17 protein-coding genes are annotated in these 22,002 nt (G+C 41.2%); 5 read left to right on the top strand and 12 right to left on the bottom strand.

Translation table 11 applies throughout. The features are described 5' to 3' along the window. Window positions 1-207: 207 nt before the first annotated feature. From BQ7489_RS00130 to BQ7489_RS00095, 8 genes are all read right to left on the bottom strand, one after another. Entirely contained in the window at window positions 208-1,224 is a 1,017-nt protein-coding gene (locus tag BQ7489_RS00130; RefSeq protein ID WP_072529531.1) for a zinc-binding alcohol dehydrogenase family protein, read from the bottom strand. A 30-nt stretch (window positions 1,225-1,254) separates the two neighbouring features. After that, window positions 1,255-2,499, bottom strand: coding sequence for an L-fucose:H+ symporter permease (fucP, locus tag BQ7489_RS00125; RefSeq protein ID WP_072529530.1), 1,245 nt, complete (start codon window positions 2,497-2,499; stop codon window positions 1,255-1,257). After that, window positions 2,496-3,419, bottom strand: a complete 924-nt coding sequence (locus tag BQ7489_RS00120) for an amidohydrolase family protein (RefSeq protein ID WP_072529529.1) — start codon at window positions 3,417-3,419, stop codon at window positions 2,496-2,498. Before BQ7489_RS00120 ends, fucP begins: the two co-directional genes overlap by 4 nt. Window positions 3,420-3,432: 13 nt before the next feature. Next, window positions 3,433-4,365 (bottom strand): aldo/keto reductase, encoded by a 933-nt coding sequence (locus BQ7489_RS00115; RefSeq protein ID WP_072529528.1) that lies wholly within the window; start codon window positions 4,363-4,365, stop codon window positions 3,433-3,435. A gap of 378 nt (window positions 4,366-4,743) precedes the next feature. Continuing rightward, window positions 4,744-6,444 (bottom strand): RagB/SusD family nutrient uptake outer membrane protein, encoded by a 1,701-nt coding sequence (locus BQ7489_RS00110; protein ID WP_072529527.1) that lies wholly within the window; start codon window positions 6,442-6,444, stop codon window positions 4,744-4,746. Between the two features lie 11 nt (window positions 6,445-6,455). Then, window positions 6,456-9,515, bottom strand: a complete 3,060-nt coding sequence (locus tag BQ7489_RS00105; RefSeq protein ID WP_072529526.1) for a SusC/RagA family TonB-linked outer membrane protein — start codon at window positions 9,513-9,515, stop codon at window positions 6,456-6,458. 210 nt (window positions 9,516-9,725) lie between these two features. After that, entirely contained in the window at window positions 9,726-10,109 is a 384-nt protein-coding gene (locus tag BQ7489_RS00100; protein WP_072529525.1) for an L-rhamnose mutarotase, read from the bottom strand. Window positions 10,110-10,534: 425 nt separating this feature from the next. After that, complete coding sequence (locus tag BQ7489_RS00095; protein ID WP_072529524.1) at window positions 10,535-11,392, bottom strand: AraC family transcriptional regulator; 858 nt, start codon at window positions 11,390-11,392, stop codon at window positions 10,535-10,537. A gap of 324 nt (window positions 11,393-11,716) precedes the next feature. Between BQ7489_RS00095 and BQ7489_RS00090 the strand changes: the two genes are divergently transcribed. Together BQ7489_RS00090 and BQ7489_RS00085 are read left to right on the top strand one after the other, a co-directional pair. Beyond that, the gene (locus tag BQ7489_RS00090) at window positions 11,717-12,232 is read left to right on the top strand and encodes a flavodoxin family protein (protein WP_072529523.1); all 516 of its coding nucleotides are present in this window, start codon (window positions 11,717-11,719) and stop codon (window positions 12,230-12,232) included. Then, the gene (locus BQ7489_RS00085) at window positions 12,217-12,828 is read left to right on the top strand and encodes a hypothetical protein (RefSeq protein WP_072529522.1); all 612 of its coding nucleotides are present in this window, start codon (window positions 12,217-12,219) and stop codon (window positions 12,826-12,828) included. Before BQ7489_RS00090 ends, BQ7489_RS00085 begins: the two co-directional genes overlap by 16 nt. On the opposite strand, the gene BQ7489_RS00080 is transcribed toward BQ7489_RS00085, so the two are convergent. The 4 genes from BQ7489_RS00080 to BQ7489_RS00065 all read right to left on the bottom strand — a co-directional run bounded on the left by BQ7489_RS00080 (window position 12,823) and on the right by BQ7489_RS00065 (window position 17,995). Then, window positions 12,823-13,719, bottom strand: a complete 897-nt coding sequence (locus tag BQ7489_RS00080; protein WP_072529521.1) for a helix-turn-helix domain-containing protein — start codon at window positions 13,717-13,719, stop codon at window positions 12,823-12,825. The genes BQ7489_RS00085 and BQ7489_RS00080 overlap by 6 nt on opposite strands. A gap of 148 nt (window positions 13,720-13,867) precedes the next feature. Then, on the bottom strand, window positions 13,868-15,523 hold the full coding sequence (locus BQ7489_RS00075) for an efflux MFS transporter permease (RefSeq protein ID WP_072529520.1): 1,656 nt from the start codon (window positions 15,521-15,523) through the stop codon (window positions 13,868-13,870). 36 nt (window positions 15,524-15,559) lie between these two features. Further along, complete coding sequence (locus BQ7489_RS00070; protein WP_072529519.1) at window positions 15,560-16,636, bottom strand: HlyD family secretion protein; 1,077 nt, start codon at window positions 16,634-16,636, stop codon at window positions 15,560-15,562. 12 nt (window positions 16,637-16,648) lie between these two features. Further along, the gene (locus BQ7489_RS00065; protein ID WP_072529518.1) at window positions 16,649-17,995 is read right to left on the bottom strand and encodes a TolC family protein; all 1,347 of its coding nucleotides are present in this window, start codon (window positions 17,993-17,995) and stop codon (window positions 16,649-16,651) included. Between the two features lie 470 nt (window positions 17,996-18,465). Here BQ7489_RS00065 and cls point away from each other — a divergent pair, with 470 nt between their 5' ends. The 3 genes from cls to BQ7489_RS00050 all read left to right on the top strand — a co-directional run bounded on the left by cls (window position 18,466) and on the right by BQ7489_RS00050 (window position 21,973). Continuing rightward, window positions 18,466-19,779 (top strand): cardiolipin synthase, encoded by a 1,314-nt coding sequence (gene cls, locus BQ7489_RS00060; RefSeq protein ID WP_072531944.1) that lies wholly within the window; start codon window positions 18,466-18,468, stop codon window positions 19,777-19,779. 110 nt (window positions 19,780-19,889) lie between these two features. Continuing rightward, window positions 19,890-20,843 (top strand): methylenetetrahydrofolate reductase [NAD(P)H], encoded by a 954-nt coding sequence (gene metF / locus BQ7489_RS00055; RefSeq protein WP_072529517.1) that lies wholly within the window; start codon window positions 19,890-19,892, stop codon window positions 20,841-20,843. Between the two features lie 5 nt (window positions 20,844-20,848). Continuing rightward, window positions 20,849-21,973 carry a DNA polymerase III subunit gene (locus BQ7489_RS00050; protein ID WP_072529516.1) on the top strand — a complete coding sequence of 375 codons (1,125 nt, stop codon included), beginning with the start codon at window positions 20,849-20,851 and terminating at the stop codon, window positions 21,971-21,973. Window positions 21,974-22,002 lie beyond the last annotated feature (29 nt).

Raw genomic sequence — 22,002 nt, 5'->3', positions numbered from 1 at the left:
TCGAATCCAGTCACCCCGACTGGTAAATATAGAGTAGGAGGAAAACGAAGTAGTTTTCTTCCTACTTTCGTTTTCCGGCCTCTCACACCACCATGCATGCGGTTCCGCACATGGCGGTTCTTTATTTTAGATAGAGTTCACTTCAACACCGGGTTGCTACGGCTTTCTGAATTTATTTTGAACTCACATTAACGTACACAATTAAAGTTAGAATTCAACTAATATTCTGAACACTTTACCCGGATTTTCAGACCACGCTTTAAGAGCGTCACCTGCATTCTCCGGTTTGAATATTCCAGATATAAGCTTGTCTTTCGGACAATTGCTATTCTTCAGGTATTGTATCACAGCTCTAAAATCTTCCGGCATGGCATTTCTTGAGCCTCGAATATCCAATTCTTTTTGAACGAAATATTTAGTCTGGAAAGACACTTCACTCTTAGCATACCCAATGCACACAACTCTACCTGTAAAAGAAACAATATCTATTGCAGTAATGTATGTTGCAGGACTTCCAACGGCTTCAATAACAACATCTGCCATATACCCGTCCGTTATTTCCCTTACACGTTGAATGACGTCTTCTTTTTTAGAATTTATACCATATCTAGCTCCTAACTTCTTAGCTATTTCCAACTTTTCGTCATCTATATCGACAGCTATTACGGTTGCTCCTCTAAGACTCGCTCTTATCAAGGCCCCCAGACCTATCATTCCACACCCGATTACAACTACTACATCAATATCAGTAACTTGTCCTCTTGAAACAGCATGAAAACCGACGCTCATCGGTTCTATTAGTGCACATTCCATTGGATTAAGTCCCTGCGCCGGGATTATCTTTGTCCACGGCAGTACTAAAAATTCCTGCATAGAACCATTGCGCTGAACTCCTAAAGTTTCATTATGTTCACATGCATTAACACGCCCATTTCTACATGAAGAACATTTCCCGCAATTTGTATATGGATTTACCGTTACAGCCATTCCCTTAAAAAATCCAGAAGGAACATTACTGCCAATTTCTTCAATTACGGCCCCCACTTCATGACCAGGAATTACGGGCATCTTTACCATAGGATTTCTGCCTAGATAAGTATTAAGATCCGAGCCGCAGAATCCTACATATTTTATACGAAGTAATATGTCCCCCACTCCAGGAACTGGTTTTTCAACATCTGTCAATCTGACCACACCTGTGTCAACAATTTGTAATGCTTTCATTTTTTTATTTATTAGATTTAATATGAATAATTATCTTTTAACTATATAGCCTTTCCATCCATAATATGCAGTAAAAAAGAAGCATATCAAAGGGATAATATATGCACAATAATAAACATCCTTGTGGTGGTTCATGAAATAAGCCGTAAGCTGTGGAATACAGGCGTTACCGATGATAGCCATTACCAAGAATGCCGAACCACTTTTTGTATCTTCCCCCAAATCCTTGATAGCTAACGAAAACTGGGTCGGATACATTATTGACATAAAGAAGGATACAGCCAACATCGCATACAAGCCTATCATACCACCGAATAAAATTATAATTCCGCAGAGAATTATGTTTACAATGGAATAAGTCAGCAACATATCCTGTGGTCTGAAACGTACCATAAGCATGGTTCCTATCCATCTTCCTATAAGGAAAGCAAGCATATATAAGCCGAAAAAAGTAGTTGCCTTGTCTTCAGGCAACCCTACATACATACAGCAGTATACAAGAAATAAACTATTTATCGCCGTTTGTCCACCATTGTAAAAAAATTGCGCTATTACTCCCCATTTTAGATGCGGCCTTTTAAGAACTGCAAAATTTATCAGTCGGGAACTTTTTCCATCACTGCCTTCATTGTCTATCTTAGGCAATTTGGAAAGCATAAATATTACGGCAATTAAAACAAGTAACCCGGCAAGAACAAGATACGGTAATTTCATCGCATCTGTTTCCATTTGTATATATTCTTCCCAGCCACCCGGATAATCTTGTGGTAATGTTTCACGCGTATAGTTATACCCTGTAAGTATAAGTTTGCTTAAAAACATGGCAGAAATAAAAGCTCCAAGTCCATTGAATGACTGAGCCAGGTTCAAACGTCTTGAAGCTGTTTCTTGCGAACCTAATGCAGTAACATAAGGATTGGCGGCCGTTTCAAGAAAACACATACCTGTAGCAATAATAAAAAAGATTACAAGATATGCCCAGTATTCCTTGATAGCCGATGCAGGAAAGAACAACAATCCTCCTATCGCAGCCAACAATAGACCTACTATAATGCCTGCTTTATAGCTAAAACGCTTCATGAACATAGCTATTGGAATAGGAAAAATGAAATATGCAAGCCAATATGCAGCCTCAGTAAATGAAGCTTCAAATGCATTAAGTTCGCATGTTTTCATAAGTTGCCTTATCATGGTAGGAAGTAGATTGCTACTTATTGCCCATAAGAAAAACAGGCTGAAAATGAGCGATAAAGGTATTATATATTTGTATTTCATTCTGACATGTTTTTTATGTACGGAAGATCCGGCAAGTCCTTGAACCCATAAAAGGCTTGAGCATTTTTCCCTAAAAACAATTCCTTCTCGCAGTCTGTCAATTCCTTGGATTTTAAAACAAAGTCATACGACATTCTGTAAGTGATGGCTGTAATAGTTCTGGGATAGTCGGACCCCCACATAAGCTTTTCTATCCCTACCAAATCAGCGGCTTCCTTTATGGCTTTCACGGCACCTTTAAAAGGATAAAACTCTTCATTGAAAAGCCAGGTAATGCCACCTGACTCAATCATCACATTATCATGTCTGGCAAGTTTAATCTGGCTTGTCCATCCCTTTGTAGTAACCATTCCGAAATGTCCAATAGCAATTTTAAGATCCGGACATTCAGTTATAACCTCTTCAAGTTCACCTACCTGCATATCCCCATCAGCAAGATCTATAGAAAGGATTATATTATTTTTCTCCATAAGATGAAACATTCTCATCATTTCAGCCGAATTAAGGAACACCCTTTTGTCTTTCATAATAAGCCTTTGTGCCGGTATCTTAATACCCTTAAACCCCTGTCTTATAAGTTCCTCTGCCTGTTGATAAAATCCATCTTTTCTGAATTCACACAAGCCGCACACAAAAAACCTGTTCGGGTATTTCTTCATGACTTCCAGAAGGTATTCATTCTGTATTCCGTCTATATACTCCTGTGTGACTACGGCTGCTCCCACCTGAGCGTAATTCATATTTGCCAAAAAGACTTCCGCACTGTTACGTCCGTCAATCATGAATGGAGGAAGCATTTGGCGCACTTCCCCCATGAACAATGATAGGCCATTCTCCATAGTCTGTATTTTAAGACCGTTAACTTCCGTGTCCTGATACAGCCACAAATGTGAATGTGCATCAATAATTGTCATTCCCATAGTAATAATTGAATTAAGAGTTAGCCCAACTTACTCTTTGCTGATCGCCAATAATTTCTTTCACTTTCTTCACTAATTCCCAATCTATCGGTTCCTCAATATATTTTATATTCTTTAGTACAGAATCTGGATTTGAGGAACTGAATAATGTTGTAGGTATTCTTGGATTACTAACAGCATACTGTATGGCAAGTTTCTCTATCGGATACCCCTGTTCAGAACAATATGCAGCAGCCTTCTTACAAACCTCAACCAACGGTTTCGGAGCTGGATGCCAGTCAGGAATACCTCTCTGGGTAAGAAGTCCCATAGAAAATGGTGAAGCATTAATTACACCTATTCCATGTTCTTCAAAGAAATCCAGAAAATCAATTAATTTATCATCATTGAGTGTATAATGACAGAAATTCAACACAGATTCCACTACCCCCGGTTCAGAATTTTCTATCACCCATTTCAGATTTTCCAACTGCAAGTCAGTGATACCAACATGACCTACAACGCCTTGTTCTCTCAATTCCACCAATGCCGGCAATGTTTCATTTACAACCTGATGTAAATCTGCGAATTCAATATCATGAACATTGATCAAATCAACATAATCAACGTTAAGCCTTTCCATACTTTCGAAAACACTTTCTTTCGCCCTTTTCGCAGAGTAGTCCCACGTGTTTACACCGTCTTTTCCATAACGTCCTACTTTGGTTGACAATATAAAAGAATCTCTCGGAAGTTCTTTCAAAGCCTTACCTAAAACAGTTTCCGCTTTATAATATCCATAATATGGTGATACATCTATAAAGTTCAAACCGTTTTCTATAGCAGTAAATACGGCCTTAAGAGCATCATTTTCCTTAATTGAGTGAAATACACCTCCAAGCGAAGATGCTCCAAAACTTAAAACAGGTACTTTCAGCCCTGTCTTTCCTAAATCACGGTATTTCATTATTATAATTTTTAAAGGTTAATTATTCTATTGTTTTTGTTCATATAATCCATGAACAACTTGAAACATTCATCAAACGAAAAACAATCAAATCCATTATAGAAATGTTCTTATCTCACACATAACCTCCATCCTATTTCGTGAAAATTAAGATTTAAGATATTGATATATAGGATTTTTCTATATGAACTTTTTATTTCAATATTTCCGATGAAATTTACAGTATCGATGGTAACAGTATATCAACAATGGAAAATGCAATAACTGAAATGGCTATCAATAATATGTTATATAGAATGATAGGTCTGGAGCCTTTTCCGAAAAATATTGCTTTCTCCTCTCCAGGGCCTATCATTCCTGTTTTATAAAAATATTATTTTATTCACGCCATGTTCTTGTCTGTTGCAATTTACCGTCATTCTTACGAATCTCGTCAGTTGCAATTGGCAACAGATACATCTGAGGTTTAAATACACGGTCTAACAGTTTCTCAACTTTATAAGTTTTCTTTCCATCAGCTTCTTTGATTATCGTCATACCCCGGATCGGACGATTATCGACGTCCATTGCTATCATCCATCTGCGTACATCAAAATAACGATGCTCCTCAAAAGCCAATTCAACTCTACGTTCATTATATAAACGCGTTCTCAATTCTTCGCCTGTTACCGTCTCAGGTATATCTGGCATATCTACACGTTGACGTATTTTGTTAATATACTTTCTACATACATCCTCATGTCCAAGTTCAAATTCAGCCTCAGCATAATTCAAATAAATTTCCCCAACTCTGAAGAAAATCCATGGAATGGTATAAGTCATTTGCCAACTCAAAGGCGTATTTTCATCCGGCATAAATTTGCGCAATACATAATTTGTCATAGGATTATCGCCATTCTGTCTATAATTATCGATTCCCCATGTTTTCTGATCAGACGATACCCACATTTCGAAAACGTCTCCATGGTAAGTCCCGCCATCGTATATAACAGTTGCATAGAATCGGGGATCTCTGTCATTATACGGATTCTGAGGGTCATAATTTGATTCCGGATTTATTTGTTGTTCTCCATTGACCCATATGAAAGGAGGAAGTCCTGTAGATTTCATGTCATAATCATCTACCAGATTCTGGGAAGGACCGTTCCCTGCCCACCAGCCTCCATAACCTCCATAACGACGGTTCAAATTATCCATCGGAGCTTGATGACCATTAGATGCCGTAAAATTTCTTGCAAAGATAATTTCCTTATTGGCGGTACCACTAGGTTGATTAAAACAAGTCTCATAATCCGGATGCAAATCGTATGTGTTTGGAACATAGGTGTCTATAAAAGTCTTGGCCGCTATTGACGCCTTTTCCCACTTTTTAATATCATTATCCAGGTTATACAATGGGGAAGCCGCATAAAGATATAGTCTTGATAACAAAGCCTGGCATGCCGACTGCGTAGCTCTTCCAAAATTCGCATCAGTAGTATTATATGCAACAGGCAGTGCAGGCATTGCTTCCGAAATATCTTTTTCTATAAATGCCACACATTCATCAAAGGAATTACTTGTGAATTTGACATCTGTTCCCATTTCATAAGACTGCTCTATAATAGGTGCTTCACCAAAACGGGCCAACAGCATAAAATAAACATAAGCCCTTAAAAATTTAGCTTCAGCAATCAATCTGTCTTTATCATCAAAAGAAATAGCAGTAAGATTCATTTGTTCCAAGAATATATTAATCTTACGGATATTCTGGAAAGCAGTGTCCCATATATATAAATTTCCACCACCGGCCCAATCTGTAGATGATACAGTAGTTACATTATCTGGGGTTATTGTTCCATAAGGAATAATGTTCATTCCACCTGCATTTGTGCAATAAACCTCATCTGTGGCTTTTGATTGCATGTTTTGACGGAAGCCATGTAAAAGAGAATTATACAGATTTGTATGATAAGCACGAATCAAATTTTCATCTTCCCAAACTACATCTTCTGTTATACGATCTTTTGGAGTAATATCTAATATATCACAGGATGTGACCATGGAAATAGTAAATATAAATAATAAAAATTTTTTCATAACGGCAATTGTTAGAATTTAAGACTTAAACCAACGTTAAATACTTTCTGTTGAGGATAATAAAGAGAATATCCGCTTAATTCAGGATCGGTCCATTTTATTTCCTTAGCCCATGTCAATACATTGAATCCACTGACATAAACTCTTAGGCTTCCCAAATGCAAACGTGAGGCCCAAGTATCGGGTAATGTATAGCCAAACTCAAGATTTTTAAGACGAATGAATGTAGCATCATACAAGAAAAATGTTGTATTGCCTAACTGGTATGCATCAGCTCTTGGCATGGTACCATTAGGATTGTCTACAGTCCAACGGTCTTTTGCACGTGCAACAAATGTATTTTTAGGATCGGATCCACCTAATTGTGTAAATTCAGAGTCATAATTATAGGCTCCTGTCTGTCCCTGGAAGAAAATGCTCAAATCAAAATTCTTATAACTGAATGAACCACCAAGTCCAAAGACGAAACGCGGTGTAGCTGAATAATCAAAACGATATCTGTCATCAGAGTCAATGACACCGTCATTATTTAAATCGACAATTTTAATATCACCTACTTGCGTTCCATCAGCATGAGGATAAGAGTTCAATTCCTCTTCTGTATTGAATATACCATCAGCTTTATAATACAGCCCTGCACCTACCGGATGTCCGGTCTGATTTTGATAAGGCTCTGCGTTAGGCGTTTCATCCATGAATATGATTTTATTTTTTGCATATGACAAATTTCCTTCTATGCTATATGAGAAATCATTAAGTACCTGGCGATGTGTTAATTTTAATTCAACACCCCTATTCTCTACTTCACCAAGATTTTCATCAGGAAGGCCAGAGAATCCTAATGTATTAGGAACAGACAAATTACGTGCTGTCAAGATGTCGGATCTTCTTTCTTTAAAATAAGTAAACTCAGCTCCAAGCAGACCGTTCCACATTGTCAAGTCAAAGCCGGCATCCATTTTCGTACTTGTCTCCCAAGTAATATTAGGATTAGGCATTAAATTGGCATAAATACCGGATGCGTCAGATGTACCGAATACATAGTTACCTCCAAATGAATAAGTCTGTAGATATTGATAAGCATCAACCCGGTCATTACCGATTTGTCCAAGAGAAAAACGCAGCTTTAATTGATCTATAAAGTTTACGTTATCCTTGATAAATGATTCTTCTGATATTCTCCAACCAACAGATCCTGCAGGAAAAAATCCATACCGTTTTCCGGCCGGGAAATTTTGTGAACCATCATAACGGAATACCAATTCTACCAAATACTTTGAGTTATAGTCATAATTAAATCTTCCAAAGAAGTTATTACGAGCAGTTTTTGTTTCTGAACCTCCATTATTTTTATCCTCTGCAGAAGAACCACCAACATTGATCTGATCAATTGAAGAACTTAAAAAATTCTTACGATATGCCATCGCATATGAATAAGTATTGATTTGTTGTTCATGGCCTAACATTGCTGATATGCGGTGTTTGCCGAATTGACGATCATAAGAAATCCGATAATTATACAACAGGGTAGTCCATCGGCTGTAAGTATCTGTTAATGTTGCAGATGATGTACCTGTACCTTGTATCTTATCATATGCTTCGGTTACTGTATTATATTCATAATAGTAGTATGGAATCTGGAACAACTTTTCAAACTTATTATTGATATCGTAATTAAATGATCCTTCTATTTTCAGGCCTTCAACCCATGGAACTTTATAGGTAGCCGTAAATGTTGAATAGATTGGAGTACTACTTATTTTATCAAAACCTCTCTGATCCAGCAATAAGGGGCTTTCTCCCATACGACCTCCTCCTAAAAGCCCATTAGGATAACGGGCAACCAACAATGGACTTGACTCCAATATGTTTGTAAAATTAATCCATGTCTCAACTGAAGAGTGTTGCTGATTGTTGATTATAGCACTAATATTTGCTCCAACTGTAAGATTTTTACTTAAATCCACATTGACATTTGCCCGGAATGTATATTGTCTGTTTTTTTCATTTTGATGATAATATCCTGGTCCTTGTGTCAAAGACCCAAAAGACAATAAATAACGTACGGACTCTGTACCTCCATTTACCTGAAAGCTGCTACGTGTCTGCAAAGAAAAAGGTCTCAGCGTTTCATCCACCCAATTCGTGTTCGGATATAAAATAGGATCCGATCCGTCACGATATTTCTGGATGACTTCATCTGTATATACTGGTGTATATTCAGACGGACGTCCTTTCCTGTACCAGTCACCTTCATTATAAGCTTCTGCAAATGTTGCTGCATCCAACATTTCCGGCTTTACTGTCGGAGAAGAAAAAGCAACATTCATATTGAAAGAAAATTCAGGTTTACCTATTTTTCCTTTTTTTGTTGTTATCAAAATAACTCCATTGGCAGCCCGTGCACCATAGATAGCGGCAGAAGCATCTTTCAATACTGAAATACTTTCAATATCTTCAGGGTTCATACGACTCATATTATCACGTTCTACTCCATCTATAATGATTAAAGGTGAACTGTCTCCAAATGTACCAAAGCCACGAATAACTATATTCGGATCATCTCTACCAGGTTCTCCTGTACGCTGGTTTACAACCAATCCCGGTAATTTACCCGATAAAGAGCTACTAACATTCGGTGCCGGACTTTTGGTTATTTCATCTCCTTTTATATTTGCTACAGAACCGGTTAACGTTTCTTTCTTTTGAGAACCATAACCTACTACAACTACTTCTTCTATAGTTTTCGTATCTTCTTTCATTTGTACGTTAATCGTCGAACGTCCATCTACTGAAATTTCTTGAGATATATAACCTATGTAAGAAAACTGAAGAATTGCACCCGGTTCAACGTCCAGAGAATAAGATCCATCCAAATCTGATATTACACCATGAGTAGTACCCTTTACCAATACATTGGCTCCTATTATGGGCTCGCCAGTAACATCTGTAACTCGCCCTGTAACTTTTTTACTTTGGGCAAAAAGGCATACAGAACAAAGGAAGAGACACAACACACATAAAGTGTATCTCATCTCACATTGTCGAAAAATCCAAAACTTCTTTTTCATAAGCAATAAAATTTTAAGGTAAGTGTTAAACAACAAAGATTTTAATAAAAAAGTCAGGAATTTTTACTAATAAATCAACTTCTTTAAAGGACATGAAGAGCCTGGTAACATATTATCAATAAATTACCATATAGAGATCAAAAAAGTCAAAAAGGATAATATTACATATTGACTACATTGTCAAAAGAGCGATTTTACTACACAAACTGTTTAGTCGTATAAATAAAACATCCTTTCCATCATTTGCCACTTTTCATCCGATGTAGTTCCTTTTACACATTGTTGGAAACCTGCTACATAATCCTCCCATTCTGCCTGTCGAGGTAATGTTGACAGCTTCTTCATAGCTTCATCCCAGTTAAAGTCCAAAGGCGTCTCAACTATCATAAACAACTTGTTCCCCTCAATGTATATTTCCATCTCCAATATACCGACGGAACGGATTCCCTCACGAATTTCGGGCCAAGCTTGCTCTTTACTATGTGCTTTTCTATAGGCAGAGATCAACTCTGGATTGTCTTTCAGGCTGAGTGTCTGACAATACCGTTTTACAGGTTCGTCATATTGCTTTACTCTATAACCGTTGTTCTTCATAATATGGATTTTAAGATATATGCAAAGATATGATTACATTTTTCTCTATTATAGGACAAAATAGATATTAAATAAAACATTATCGTCTATTTTATATTGTATCCCAAAGTGTGTACATAAACTAAGATAATAAAAATAAGAGATACCTGATATTCCCGCTGGAATATCAAGAATACACTGAAGCGTCACTGAAGCGATATTATTATTGATAAATCTATTGACTATGCCCCAATAAGATACCACATGCACAATACAGATGTGGGAAGATTTATCCCATCATAGTAATAAAGTAGGACAAAACATAGAAAATACCTGCATCTGATCCTATAGGAAGAATAGTCTTATATATGTAGATGAAATGTTTCTAGACATAACCGATCCCCCTAAGCCAAGAATATTGTATGAATAAAAAATCAACATTCTATTTATTTCACGGTCAATCTGTATTCCTTTGGAGTCACTCCTGTAATTTTTTTAAAAATCCGACAGAAATAGGAATAATCATCAAACATAAGTTTATAAGAGATACTTTTTACGGATAAATCACAAGTGGCAAGTAAAAGTTGTGCTTTTTCTATTTTCTTTTTTGTGATATATTGCAAAGGTGTAGTATGCATTTCATGCTTAAATAATTTAATGAAATGATCTGTAGAAAGAAATACTTGCTGAGCCAAATCTCCTATTTTAATATCACTATATAAATGATTCCTGATATAATCAATTGTTTTTACTATCCTATCATCCCTTTCCAATGATTTTTTGCAGGCATGCTTCAAGAAGCGTGAAATTATAATATAGGCAATACCTCTTGACTCGACCTTATCATACATAGGTCGGCTTTCATTAGTAATAAGACTTTTGATAAGAGTTGGTTTATTGTCATAAGACGCCGGGTCTGATTGAGGTAATTTCATAAACGGATTTATTTCACATAATCTTTTCATGAGTTCCATATCAAGGCTATCAGCTTTAATCTCTGTAGGAAGCTCCCAATCATCCAATATACTTGTTCCATCAAGATTATTCTCGTATAAATGAATATAATAAAGAGAAAAATAAGAATCGCAAATATAACTATGGGTCGTAAATGACGGAATAAAATACATGTAATGTGGTTTAAGATCAAAAATACCTGATGGAAGCTTTAATTTTGCATATCCTTCCCAAACGTAATATATACGCATGAATGGGCTTCTCACATTAACCCAGTTCCAGTCTGCATTATGTATAGCCAGTCCTACATTTAAGACTAAAGGATGAAAACGATCAAGTTCAACACTCATACTAGAAAGAATTTAAGGTATAACATAAATCTAATACTTACAAACATAATAAATATATGTCTATTCCTAATACAAAAACCTATAATTTCTAACAGAAGCCATTTAAATTGATATATATTATTAATAATTTTTGACATGATGTAAAATTGCAAAGAGATTATTAATTTAAGTTCAAACTTCTCGGCTCACTGCGGGATTAAACCATAAATTAATGGTCATTATCCTATAAAATGTCATAATCTGCAAATATTGTCGATGTTTTTGTTTTTGGCCGAACAAAAAGAGACAGAAAAACGTTTATCTACAAAAACAAATGCATAACCCATGAAACTGATTCTCAGCGACAGGCCACTGGACATTCATTTTTCCAATCCGCACGAAATCCGATATTTCAACTTATCGGAACTGAAAATAGCCAACTGCACGGGATGTTTCAGCTGCTGGACCAAAACTCCAGGCAAATGCGTCATACGGGATGACGCTACCCGGGTATATCCCTGTATCGCCAGAAGCAATGCCATACTGTATGTGAGCCGGTTGAAATATGGAGGCTATGACACTGTCATGAAAACCATGCTGGAGCGGGCTATCCCCATACAGCAGGCATTCATCCGGATTCACCAGGGAGAAACACATCATGTACAACGGAATGTCATTCCGAAAAAAGCTGTCATCATAGCCTACGGTGATATTGATGATGAAGAACAGGACATCTTTCGGGAACTCATCGCACGGAATGCCCGTAACATGAATTTTGAAAATTATGAAATTATCTTCACCAGTGAATCCATGACCGACATAATGGTAACAAAAATTCTTGAACAATGGGAAAAATCCTGATACTTAACGGAAGTCCGAGAGCGCCGAAATCAAATTCAAAACGGTACGCAGAGATTTTCATCCGGCACTGTCCGGTTGAAACCGTATACCGTAACATCACGAGAAAGAACCACCTGGAACTGTGTGCCGAAACAGGGAACTATACCGATATCCTTTTTACCTTCCCTCTCTACGCCGATTCCCTGCCGACAGGCTTTCTAAGCTTCCTGAAAACCCTGGAAACCAATCCTCCTACCCGCAAACCCGTAATTTCCATCCTGATCAACTGTGGATTTCTGGAGTATGAACAAAATGTCGTAGCGGTCCGGATGATGGAACTATTCTGCCGCCGTAACGGCTATACAATGGGTTCGACCCTGATGTTGGGCAGTGGAGAAGCCATTCTCGGCACCCCATTCAAATACATCGCCATCCGAAACATACGAAGACTGGCCCGCTCCGTTGCAAATGGGAAGCATCAGACTTTCAGTACTACCATGCCCTTATCCAAAACGCTATTCCGCCTGGCTGCCGATATCTATTGGACACAATATGGGAAGAAATTCGGAACCACCAAACGGCAAATGCAAACCATGGATATCGAGGGAAAGTCATAAAGATGTGGAGGTAGGAAAATCATCCTCTGCATTGCGGTAATGTACAGGTGAAAGCCCTGTAGCTTTCTTGAAGAAGGTACCGAAAGCGGAAGCATTGGGGAAATTGAACTCATCGGAAATCTCCTGTACGGTTTTCCGGGAATTCCTCAGTAAAAGCATGCTGCGGCGGACAATGGCCCTGAACACCAGTTCCTGTACCGTATATCCGCAAACAGATTTCGACAGGGCAGAAAGATACTTCGGTGAAAGACAAAGCTTGCCGGCATAAAAGGCCACTCCCCTTTCACGTCTGTAATATTTCTCTATCAGACGAAGTAACTGGATGAATGTATCGATCTTATGGCCGGCTGTCCGGTTTTCTTCCAGGAGTTTCCGGCTGTATATAGAACACAACCTATAGGTCAACGACAAAAGCAACAATTTACATTCATGTACATCGAACGGATTGTGCATGGCACGCTGATGCCTGTACAGCAGACAGACGTAATGCCTTATATCATCTTCCTCGCCCGTATTCCATACATAACAGGGTTCGGGAGTCAACGTTGTATAGAGATGCATAGCCATGACCGAACTCCCCAACAGCTCACGGATGGGACTTATATGATAAAAAAGAATATCCACAAGCAAATCATCCGTATAGTCGGTCACCCAGAATTCAGCCGATTCGGAAAGAAATACCGTCTCTCCGGCTCCGGCCACAAAAGACCTGCCGTTCAATGTAAATTGGAACCGGCCTCTTTGGCAGACCATTAACCCGATATAGTCATTCAGGAAACGTTTTTGCAGCATCGGAGGAAAAGCGTCCACACTTCCCCCGGAAGAGCAAAGTTCTCTCCTCTCGGCCAACTGCCGGTCCAGAAAAATCAAACGTTCGGAATATGCATTCATCATTTTTCTATTTTAAGTTCATTTCGGATGTACCCGACACTAAGATAAATAAAAAAATGCCACGGAAGGCCTCTACATTCATTGTTTTTACCCGCTGGAGAAACATAGATTAAGAAACGGAAGCCTGTCCGTGGCACAGGCTAAAGCCTCAGACACCGGACAAGACCGGATCCGGTTTTCTCTTTTTCCATGGAAGCAACAGGAAAAAGACAGCGCACCCTACACAGCCGTAAAACGTCCATCCGGACATCTCCTTTACCGCCGACAAGGTAGCCTGCACCTGGATATTCCCTTTAACTGACAAAGCCGCCATCTGTTCAGCCTCCAGATTGCTCTTTCCCTGACGGCACATCCCTTGTACTGTCTGTGAATAAGAAACGGCCATATCCGGCTCCAACCGGTCACGGTCATGGGCAAAGCGGGTTATATAATGCTGCTGTCTGTGTTGCATCACATTGGTATAAAGTGCCGTCCCGATACCCGGACCGAGCACCATACGTACAGTCAACATAATACAGATCCAGGTAGACAGGTATTTATAAGGCATACGCTGGTTGGCATAGACAGCTGTCAATGAATAGAGCAGCATCATACCCGTGGCACGGATGATGACCGGATATTTCATCCGTTCATACAATCCGGCTGTCTGTACCTCGAAATACATGAAAAGTGCAGAAAGGCCTATCAGTACGAAACCGAGAGAGAAGAGGTATTTCAGATGCACCCCTTTCTTTGCCAATATGACGGCAATGACACAACCGATGAAATAACCGGCCATACTCCAGTTGGTCAGTGACGCATTCTGCCAGTTGTCTGTCTTCATTCCTATCCCCGTAAATACATTCACAAACATGGAGCTGGAATTGAATATCATAAGCAGGAGGAAAAGCAGAATGCCTATGCGTACAGAACGTAACTTAAAGATATCCATCAGGAAATAAGGTGAATACTGTCTTTTCTCCATGTATACGAATATAAAAATGAACAGGACCGCCATGAACGTAGCCCAGCAGATAGAGGGATCGGAATACCAGTCGAGCACCTTACCGTAAACCAATACATAAATGACCGACGAGCACATCAGACAGAATATCACCACACTGCCGAATTTACGGAACGTAATAGGAAAACGACGGGTGGAATATGCATGGTAAGGCATGGTAACAAAGACAACCAGGATAGAAAACAACAATGCACCCATCATGAAATAATATACATATTGCCATTCGTATTCATAAGCCAGCCATGCGGTCAACGATGTCCCTAACTGCCCTAAAATCATGAAGAACAGGTAGATTACAGGCATGCTGGTACATTTTTCGCAGTCCAGCCGGTCCCATCCGGCCTCATCCGCAGGATCATTGCCAGGAGTAATGTTGCGGGTGGCTTCCATTCCGAACGCATATCTGATGAGGGTGAAAAGATTGACCATCATCAATACCATCCGGAAAAAACCAATTATGATGCTGCACACAGCCAGCAGGTAAATGCTATCGGTCACTGCACAGACATAGCTCAACAGATAAAGCAATGAAAAGCCTGCCATGCACATCATCTTCTCCCGGCGGAGGCATACCAGTCTATAAAAGAAAGGTGAAAAGGCTGCCATCCCCACGGATGTGAGGAAACCCACAAACTGGATATGTTCCGACTGGATACCCAGTCCGCCCAACATCTCACTGCTATTCGCAGTATACACCCCACCGGCTGTCAGAATAGGGATAAAAAGCAATATCAGTATCAGGATGCCCAACGGTTTGGGCACCCAATTATAAAACGGATAATTTTTAGGAAGTGAAGGCATAATCGTTCTTTTTTCTGGATTCTGAAACACCTTGATTTACAGTCTGGTCTTCACTACTGCCATCATGCCGGCGGCCAGACGTTCATTATCTTCTTCGGAAATATCGGTAAAGTCGATACGTACCGGTATACGCTGGCGGATCTTTACAAAGTTTCCGGCTGAATTGTCGGTCGGAACCAATGAATACTTGGATCCGGTAGCTCCGGATATGGCCGTAATCCTACCGGTAAATTCACGTCCGCTTACAGCATCGACCGAGATACGGACTTCCTGTCCCAGCCTGAGGTTCTCAACCTGCGTCTCCTTATAGTTCGCTATGATCCATTTCCGTGTATCCGGGAGAATATAGGTAACACTTTGTCCGGCCGTAATGTACTGACCTTCCTCCAACGCACGGCGTCCCAGTTTCCCGTCGCATGGAGCCAGCACAACCGTATAGGAAAGATTCAGCCGTGCCATCTCCAAAGCTGCCTCGGCACGCTGTATAGCCGCTTCGGTGCTTTCCCTGCGGTTAGACACTTCCCGTATCCCCGACATGGCCGCACGCTGCTGCCGCCTGGTAGCCTCCAGTTTTTTTCGGGTAGCCGCATACTCCGTCTCAATCTGTTCCAACTGTATCGGAGTGGCCGCATTCCGCTGCACCAGATTCTCATAACGTTGGCGGTCCTTCTCCAGCTTGGCCAGACGGATTTCGATTTCAGCTATCGATGCCTCATACACCGAGGCCGAATTCTGTGTAGTCTGTAAAGTGGCGTCAATGACCGTAGCTCCTGCCATGGCATCCTTCAGGGCCGCTTCCGCTTCCATAACCCGGATACGGTATTCACGGTCGTCAAGAATCAGCAACGTATCTCCTTTATGCACCTTCTGATGTTCCGTAAAACAGATTTTCCTGATATACCCCGACGCTCTCAGATTTACCGGAGAGATATACTGCTCCACTTGTGCGTCATTACTCGTTTCGGCATATTTATAATTGAAAAACATACAACCCGTTTCAATAAGTCCCCATACGAGAATCGCGATACCCACCACACTGGCCAGTATCCGACGGCGGCGTTGTCTTTTCAAATTCAAAGCTTTTTCCTGAAGTCTATTGTCTTGAGTTTCCATTTTGCATGTTTTTTAGTGGATGAATGAATTGGATCTTGTTTGAAACAGGCGGTCTGTCTGCCCTGTCAGCTTAAGCAGGGTAAGATTGGCTACCTGGTAATTGTAATGGGCACTGAGGTAGTTATTCTGGGCTTCGCTCATACGCATCTCGTCCTGCAGGACCTCGGTCATGGAAGCGATGCCTTCCCGGTAACGGTCGGTCGTAACCTGATATACCTCTTCCGCCAGCAAATAATTGTCTTTCTGTTTTCTGAAATTCCTACAGCTGTTCATCAGTTCGTTAGTTGCGTTCAGATACTGGGTCTGCATATTCCTGAACGTATTCTCATAAGAAAGTTTCGCATTTTCCTGATCTATCTGAGCCTTTCTGATACGTGCCCGTTTATCCAGACCGTCGAATATCGGGATACGGAGCGTCAGTCCGATTCCGTTGGAAGGATACCAATGGTTGGACGGCCCGGAATGGAACCAATGACGTGCTTTGTCGGTATACGCCGAATACATCCAGCTTCCGCTCAGAGTCAAAGTAGGAAGATACCCCTGTCGGATCAGATCTTTCTGCTGGCCGGCCAGCTTCTCCTGCGACTGGAGCAACTGCAATTCATACAGTCCGCCACTAAGACCATTCAAAGATACCGGAACCACGTTCCCCGTATCGACCGGAGTAAGTGCAATTTCCTCATCAGCAGGATAATCCATCACATATTTCAAGAGATTCAGTTGCTGGACCAGCATCGATCGGGCATTGTCATACTGTACCTGCTGGTTCTCCAGATTGATATTGACACGTTTCACATCTACTTCCATAGCCATCCCGTTATCATAAAAAGCCTGGGTAATGTCACGCAGATCTTTCAACCGGACAATGTTTTCCTTTATCAGCGTAAGCTGTTCTACCGTATTCTGTCCCAGATAATACATCTTACATATCTGCAGGATCAGGTCTTCACGCGCCTTACCATACGACAAACGGTTCAAATCATTCATTGTACGTGCAATGTCTATGGCCGTATAGACCGTTTGGTTATACAACGGCATCTGCATCTGCAGTCCAGCAGAAGCATTGTACTGCAGGGTCCGGGTCACATTGTACAGATTTCCGTAAGCGGAACCGTCGGTAACAGATACAGGAGGGGTAAAATTATCATTGAAAGCGGCAACCGCACTGATCTGCGGCAACAGTTTCGCACGGTTCTCGCTGAGCAGATGTTTCCCTTTCCGGAGCTCATTCCGGCTTCCCTTCAATGAAAGGTTGTTTTCAATGCCTATTGTCAGACATTCTTCCAAGGTCAGCGTCTTTTGTGCAAGTGCAGGAAAGCATACCAACAAAGAGGCAAAAATAAATACTAATCGTTTCATGTCTTTCGTTTCTTAATCTGAGGCAAAGATAGTACAGAGGGGATTTACACGATTATTCACAAAAGAAGAGCAACTGTTCATATTTTCCTTTTATTCCCGTTTTTCATAAAAATGAAGCTATATGGAAGGACAGAATGTGAGGAAGAGCAAAAAAATTTCAAGCTCTTTTTGAAAACCAACAAGATCTTTTCTGCAACTCTTCAAGTAATTTCACTTCATTCATCAAGATGTTCTTTCCAGAACATCAAGTTCTTTTCGTCCAATCTTCAATGTGTTTTCCGATGCCTCCCGGAAAAGCAGAAAACGTACCTTGAATATTAATGGAAGGAACGACATTTCTCAAAAAGGCATAAACCAGTATTTTTCTGTGAAATTACAGTAAAATCGTAACAAATTTGACAAAACCAAAACATCCGGCTATGTAATTTGTCTATAAATACATAATTTTGTTGCTTACAAAACATTTGGACATGAAAACTGCGACTCAACATAAAAGACATATTCTCTCTATTTTATGGTTCCTGATAATAGGAATAGGAATCCCTGGGACCGGATATGCGCAGACAAGAGAGGCACTTACTGCCGACAGCGCCGACCGGTGGCTGCCATCGGATTCCATCTTTGCCGAGTACCTGCGTAAACAGAAATATCCGATAATCAATAATAACCGGATAGAACTGCTGGTGAGCGGACGTGAAAAGTTCAACCACCTGTTCAACGAAATCAAGAAGGCCCAAAGTACCATCCACCTGGAATATTTCAATTTCAGGAACGACTCGATAGCGCGTGCACTATTCGAACTGCTGGCCGACAAGGCCCAGGACGGTGTCAAGGTCCGTGCCATGTTCGACGCATTCGGCAACATGTCAAACAACCGTCCCTTAAGGAAGAGACATCTGCAGGCGCTACACGACAAAGGTATAGAAATCATCACCTTCGACCCGTTCAAATTCCCCTATATCAACCATGCCCTGAGCCGTGACCATCAGAAAATAGTTGTCATCGACGGCAAGACTGGCTATACAGGAGGTATGAATGTAGCCGACTACTATATCAACGGACTACCTAAAATAGGTGAATGGCGTGACATGCACGTTTGTTTCAAAGGTCCCGTAGTAACCGAGCTGCAAAAGGCCTTCCTGGAAACCTGGAACAAAGAAACCGGACAGCACGTCGACGGGAGTGAGCTGTTCCCCTTCCGGACAGATTCCGTAACGGCTGCTCCAGCCCATGCCGGCGGACAAGTGGCCATCGTACAACGCGTTCCGCGCAAATCACCCAAAGCGATACGTGAAGCTTACATAGCCGCCCTGGACGCCGCCCAGACTAAAGTACAGATAATCAACCCGTATTTTACTCCCACGGCAAGCGTACTCCGTGCCATAAAAAGAGCCATAAAAAGAGGAGTTCGTGTAGAAATCATGGTACCCGGTAAATCGGACATCTCATTTACTCCCGATGCCGGTATGTATATCGTAAACAGATTGCGCAAGAAAGGTGCACATGTATACATATATAACGGCGGATTCCACCATTCCAAGATCATGATGGTAGACGAACGTTTCTGCACCGTAGGAAGTGCGAACCTGAACAGCCGGAGCCTCCGCTACGACTATGAGATCAATGCCTTCATCTTCGACCTCCCTACAACCGACCAGCTCTGTCGGATATTCAAGAACGACAAACTGAACAGCACCGTACTGACTCACGATGAATACATGAAACGTACTCCATGGAAACGTTTCTGGGGATGGTTCGCACATCTGTTCACACCATTTATCTGACAACACCCCTTCCGGAAAGAAAAAAACGGAAGCCTTTCCCGTTAAGTACAATATTTTTCTTATTTTTGCCAAATATGTAAATTAGGCCGAGCAGGCACAAAAATAGAGAAATGAGAGTAATAGATTTAATCAAATCGCAGGACAAGACCGCCTTTTCATTCGAGGTACTGCCTCCTCTGAAGGGTGCAGGAATCGAAAAACTTTTCCAGAACATCGATTCCCTTCTTGAGTTCGACCCGAAATATATCAACATTACCACCCATCGCAGTGAATACGTCTATAACGAACTGGGCAACGGACTGTTTGAACGGAAACGTGTCCGCCGTCGCCCCGGAACCGTAGCCGTAGCAGCCGCCATAAAAAACAAATATAACATTACTGTCGTACCTCATATGCTGTGCAGTGGCTTTACCCGTGAAGATACGGAATATACCCTGCTCGACCTGCAGTTCCTGGGCATTACCGACCTGCTGGTCTTGCGTGGAGACAAAGCCAAGCATGAATCGAAGTTCATTCCAGAACCGGGAGGATGTAGCCATGCACTGGAACTGGAACAGCAGATCAATGACTTCAACCAAGGAATCTTTATCGACGGTGCTCCGATAAAGGCACCAGTCCGTCCCTTCAGCTACGGTGTAGCCTGCTACCCCGAAAAACATGAAGAGGCCATGAACCTGGAACAGGATATCTATTGGCTGAAAAAGAAGATAGAAGCTGGAGCTGAATACGCCGTAACACAGCTGTTCTACGACAACAAGAAATATTTTGATTTTGTAGACCATGTCCGCAAAGAAGGGATAGACGTACCCATCATTCCGGGAATCAAGCCGTTCAGCAAACTTTCCCAAATAACAATGGTACCCAAGACCTTCAAGATCGACATGCCCCAGGAACTGGCTGTGGAGGCCATGAAATGCAAGACCGACGCCGATGCCCGCCAACTGGGAATTGAATGGTGCATCCGGCAGTGCAAGGAACTGATGGCATATGGTGTGCCCAGTATCCATTTCTATACAGTGAGCGCCAGCGACAGTGTACGACAAGTAGCAAAAGCAATATTCTGACGATTATGTTTTTCAGAGATGTAATAGGACAAAGTGAAGCCAAGCAGCATCTGCTGACCTTGAAACGTGAAGGACGTATCCCTCATGCCATGCTGTTCTGCGGCATGGAAGGAACAGGGAAACTTCCTTTAGCCATAGCCTTTGCCCGTTACCTCTGTTGTGAGAATCCGGGTCCGGATGACGCATGCGGACATTGTCCGTCATGTATCAAAATGAACAAACTTGTACACCCGGATGTACATTTCGCTTTCCCGGTTATCAAAAAGAAATCGAATAAGGATGCGGTTTCGGACGACTTCATCGATGCCTGGAGACAACTGCTACTGGATACTCCCTATTTTTCACTCCCCACATGGCTGGCCAGAATGGGGGCTGAAAACCAGCAGGCACAGATATTCGTACGTGAAAGTGATGAAATAACCCGCAAGCTGTCATTGAAATCAAGCCAGGGAGGATACAAGATCATGATTATCTGGCTGCCGGAAAAGATGAATGCCGAATGTGGAAACAAGCTTCTCAAACTGCTGGAAGAACCTCCGGCACAGACTCTGTTTCTATGGATTACGGAAAATCCGGATATGATCCTACCCACACTGCAGAGCCGTCTGCAACGGTTCAACCTGCCTCCGCTATCGGAAAAGGACTTGTCGGACCTGTTACAGACACGCTATATGCTGCAACCGGACGATGCGGCCGACATAGCCCACCGCTCGGAAGGAAGTCTGCTGCATGCATTGGAAAATATTCACCTGGGAGAAGAAAACAAACTCTTCTTCGAACTTTTCACTTCCCTGATGCGTCTGGCCTACGCCCGGAGAGTGAAGGAAATGAAAGCCTGGAGTGAACAGGTAGCCGGAATGGGAAGGGAAAGACAAAAGAATCTGCTGTCCTATTGCCAACGGATGATACGTGAAAACTTTATCTATAACTTCCATCACCCGGAAATGAACTATCTGAACCAGGAAGAACAGCAATTCTCATCCCGGTTCGCCCCATTTGTTTCGGAGCGGAATGTAATGGGGATTATGGATGAGCTTCAGGAGGCCCAACGGCACATCGAACAGAATGCTAATCCGAAGTTCGTATTTTTCGACTTTGCATTGAAAATGATCGTACTTCTGAAGAAATGATACCAAGTATATTATATGGACAATAACAA

Source organism: Bacteroides ilei (assembly GCF_900128495.1).
Classification (GTDB): Bacteria; Bacteroidota; Bacteroidia; order Bacteroidales; family Bacteroidaceae; genus Phocaeicola; species Phocaeicola ilei.
The sequence above is the reverse complement of the archived record's forward strand: the minus strand, read 5'-3'. Positions and strand labels throughout refer to the sequence as shown.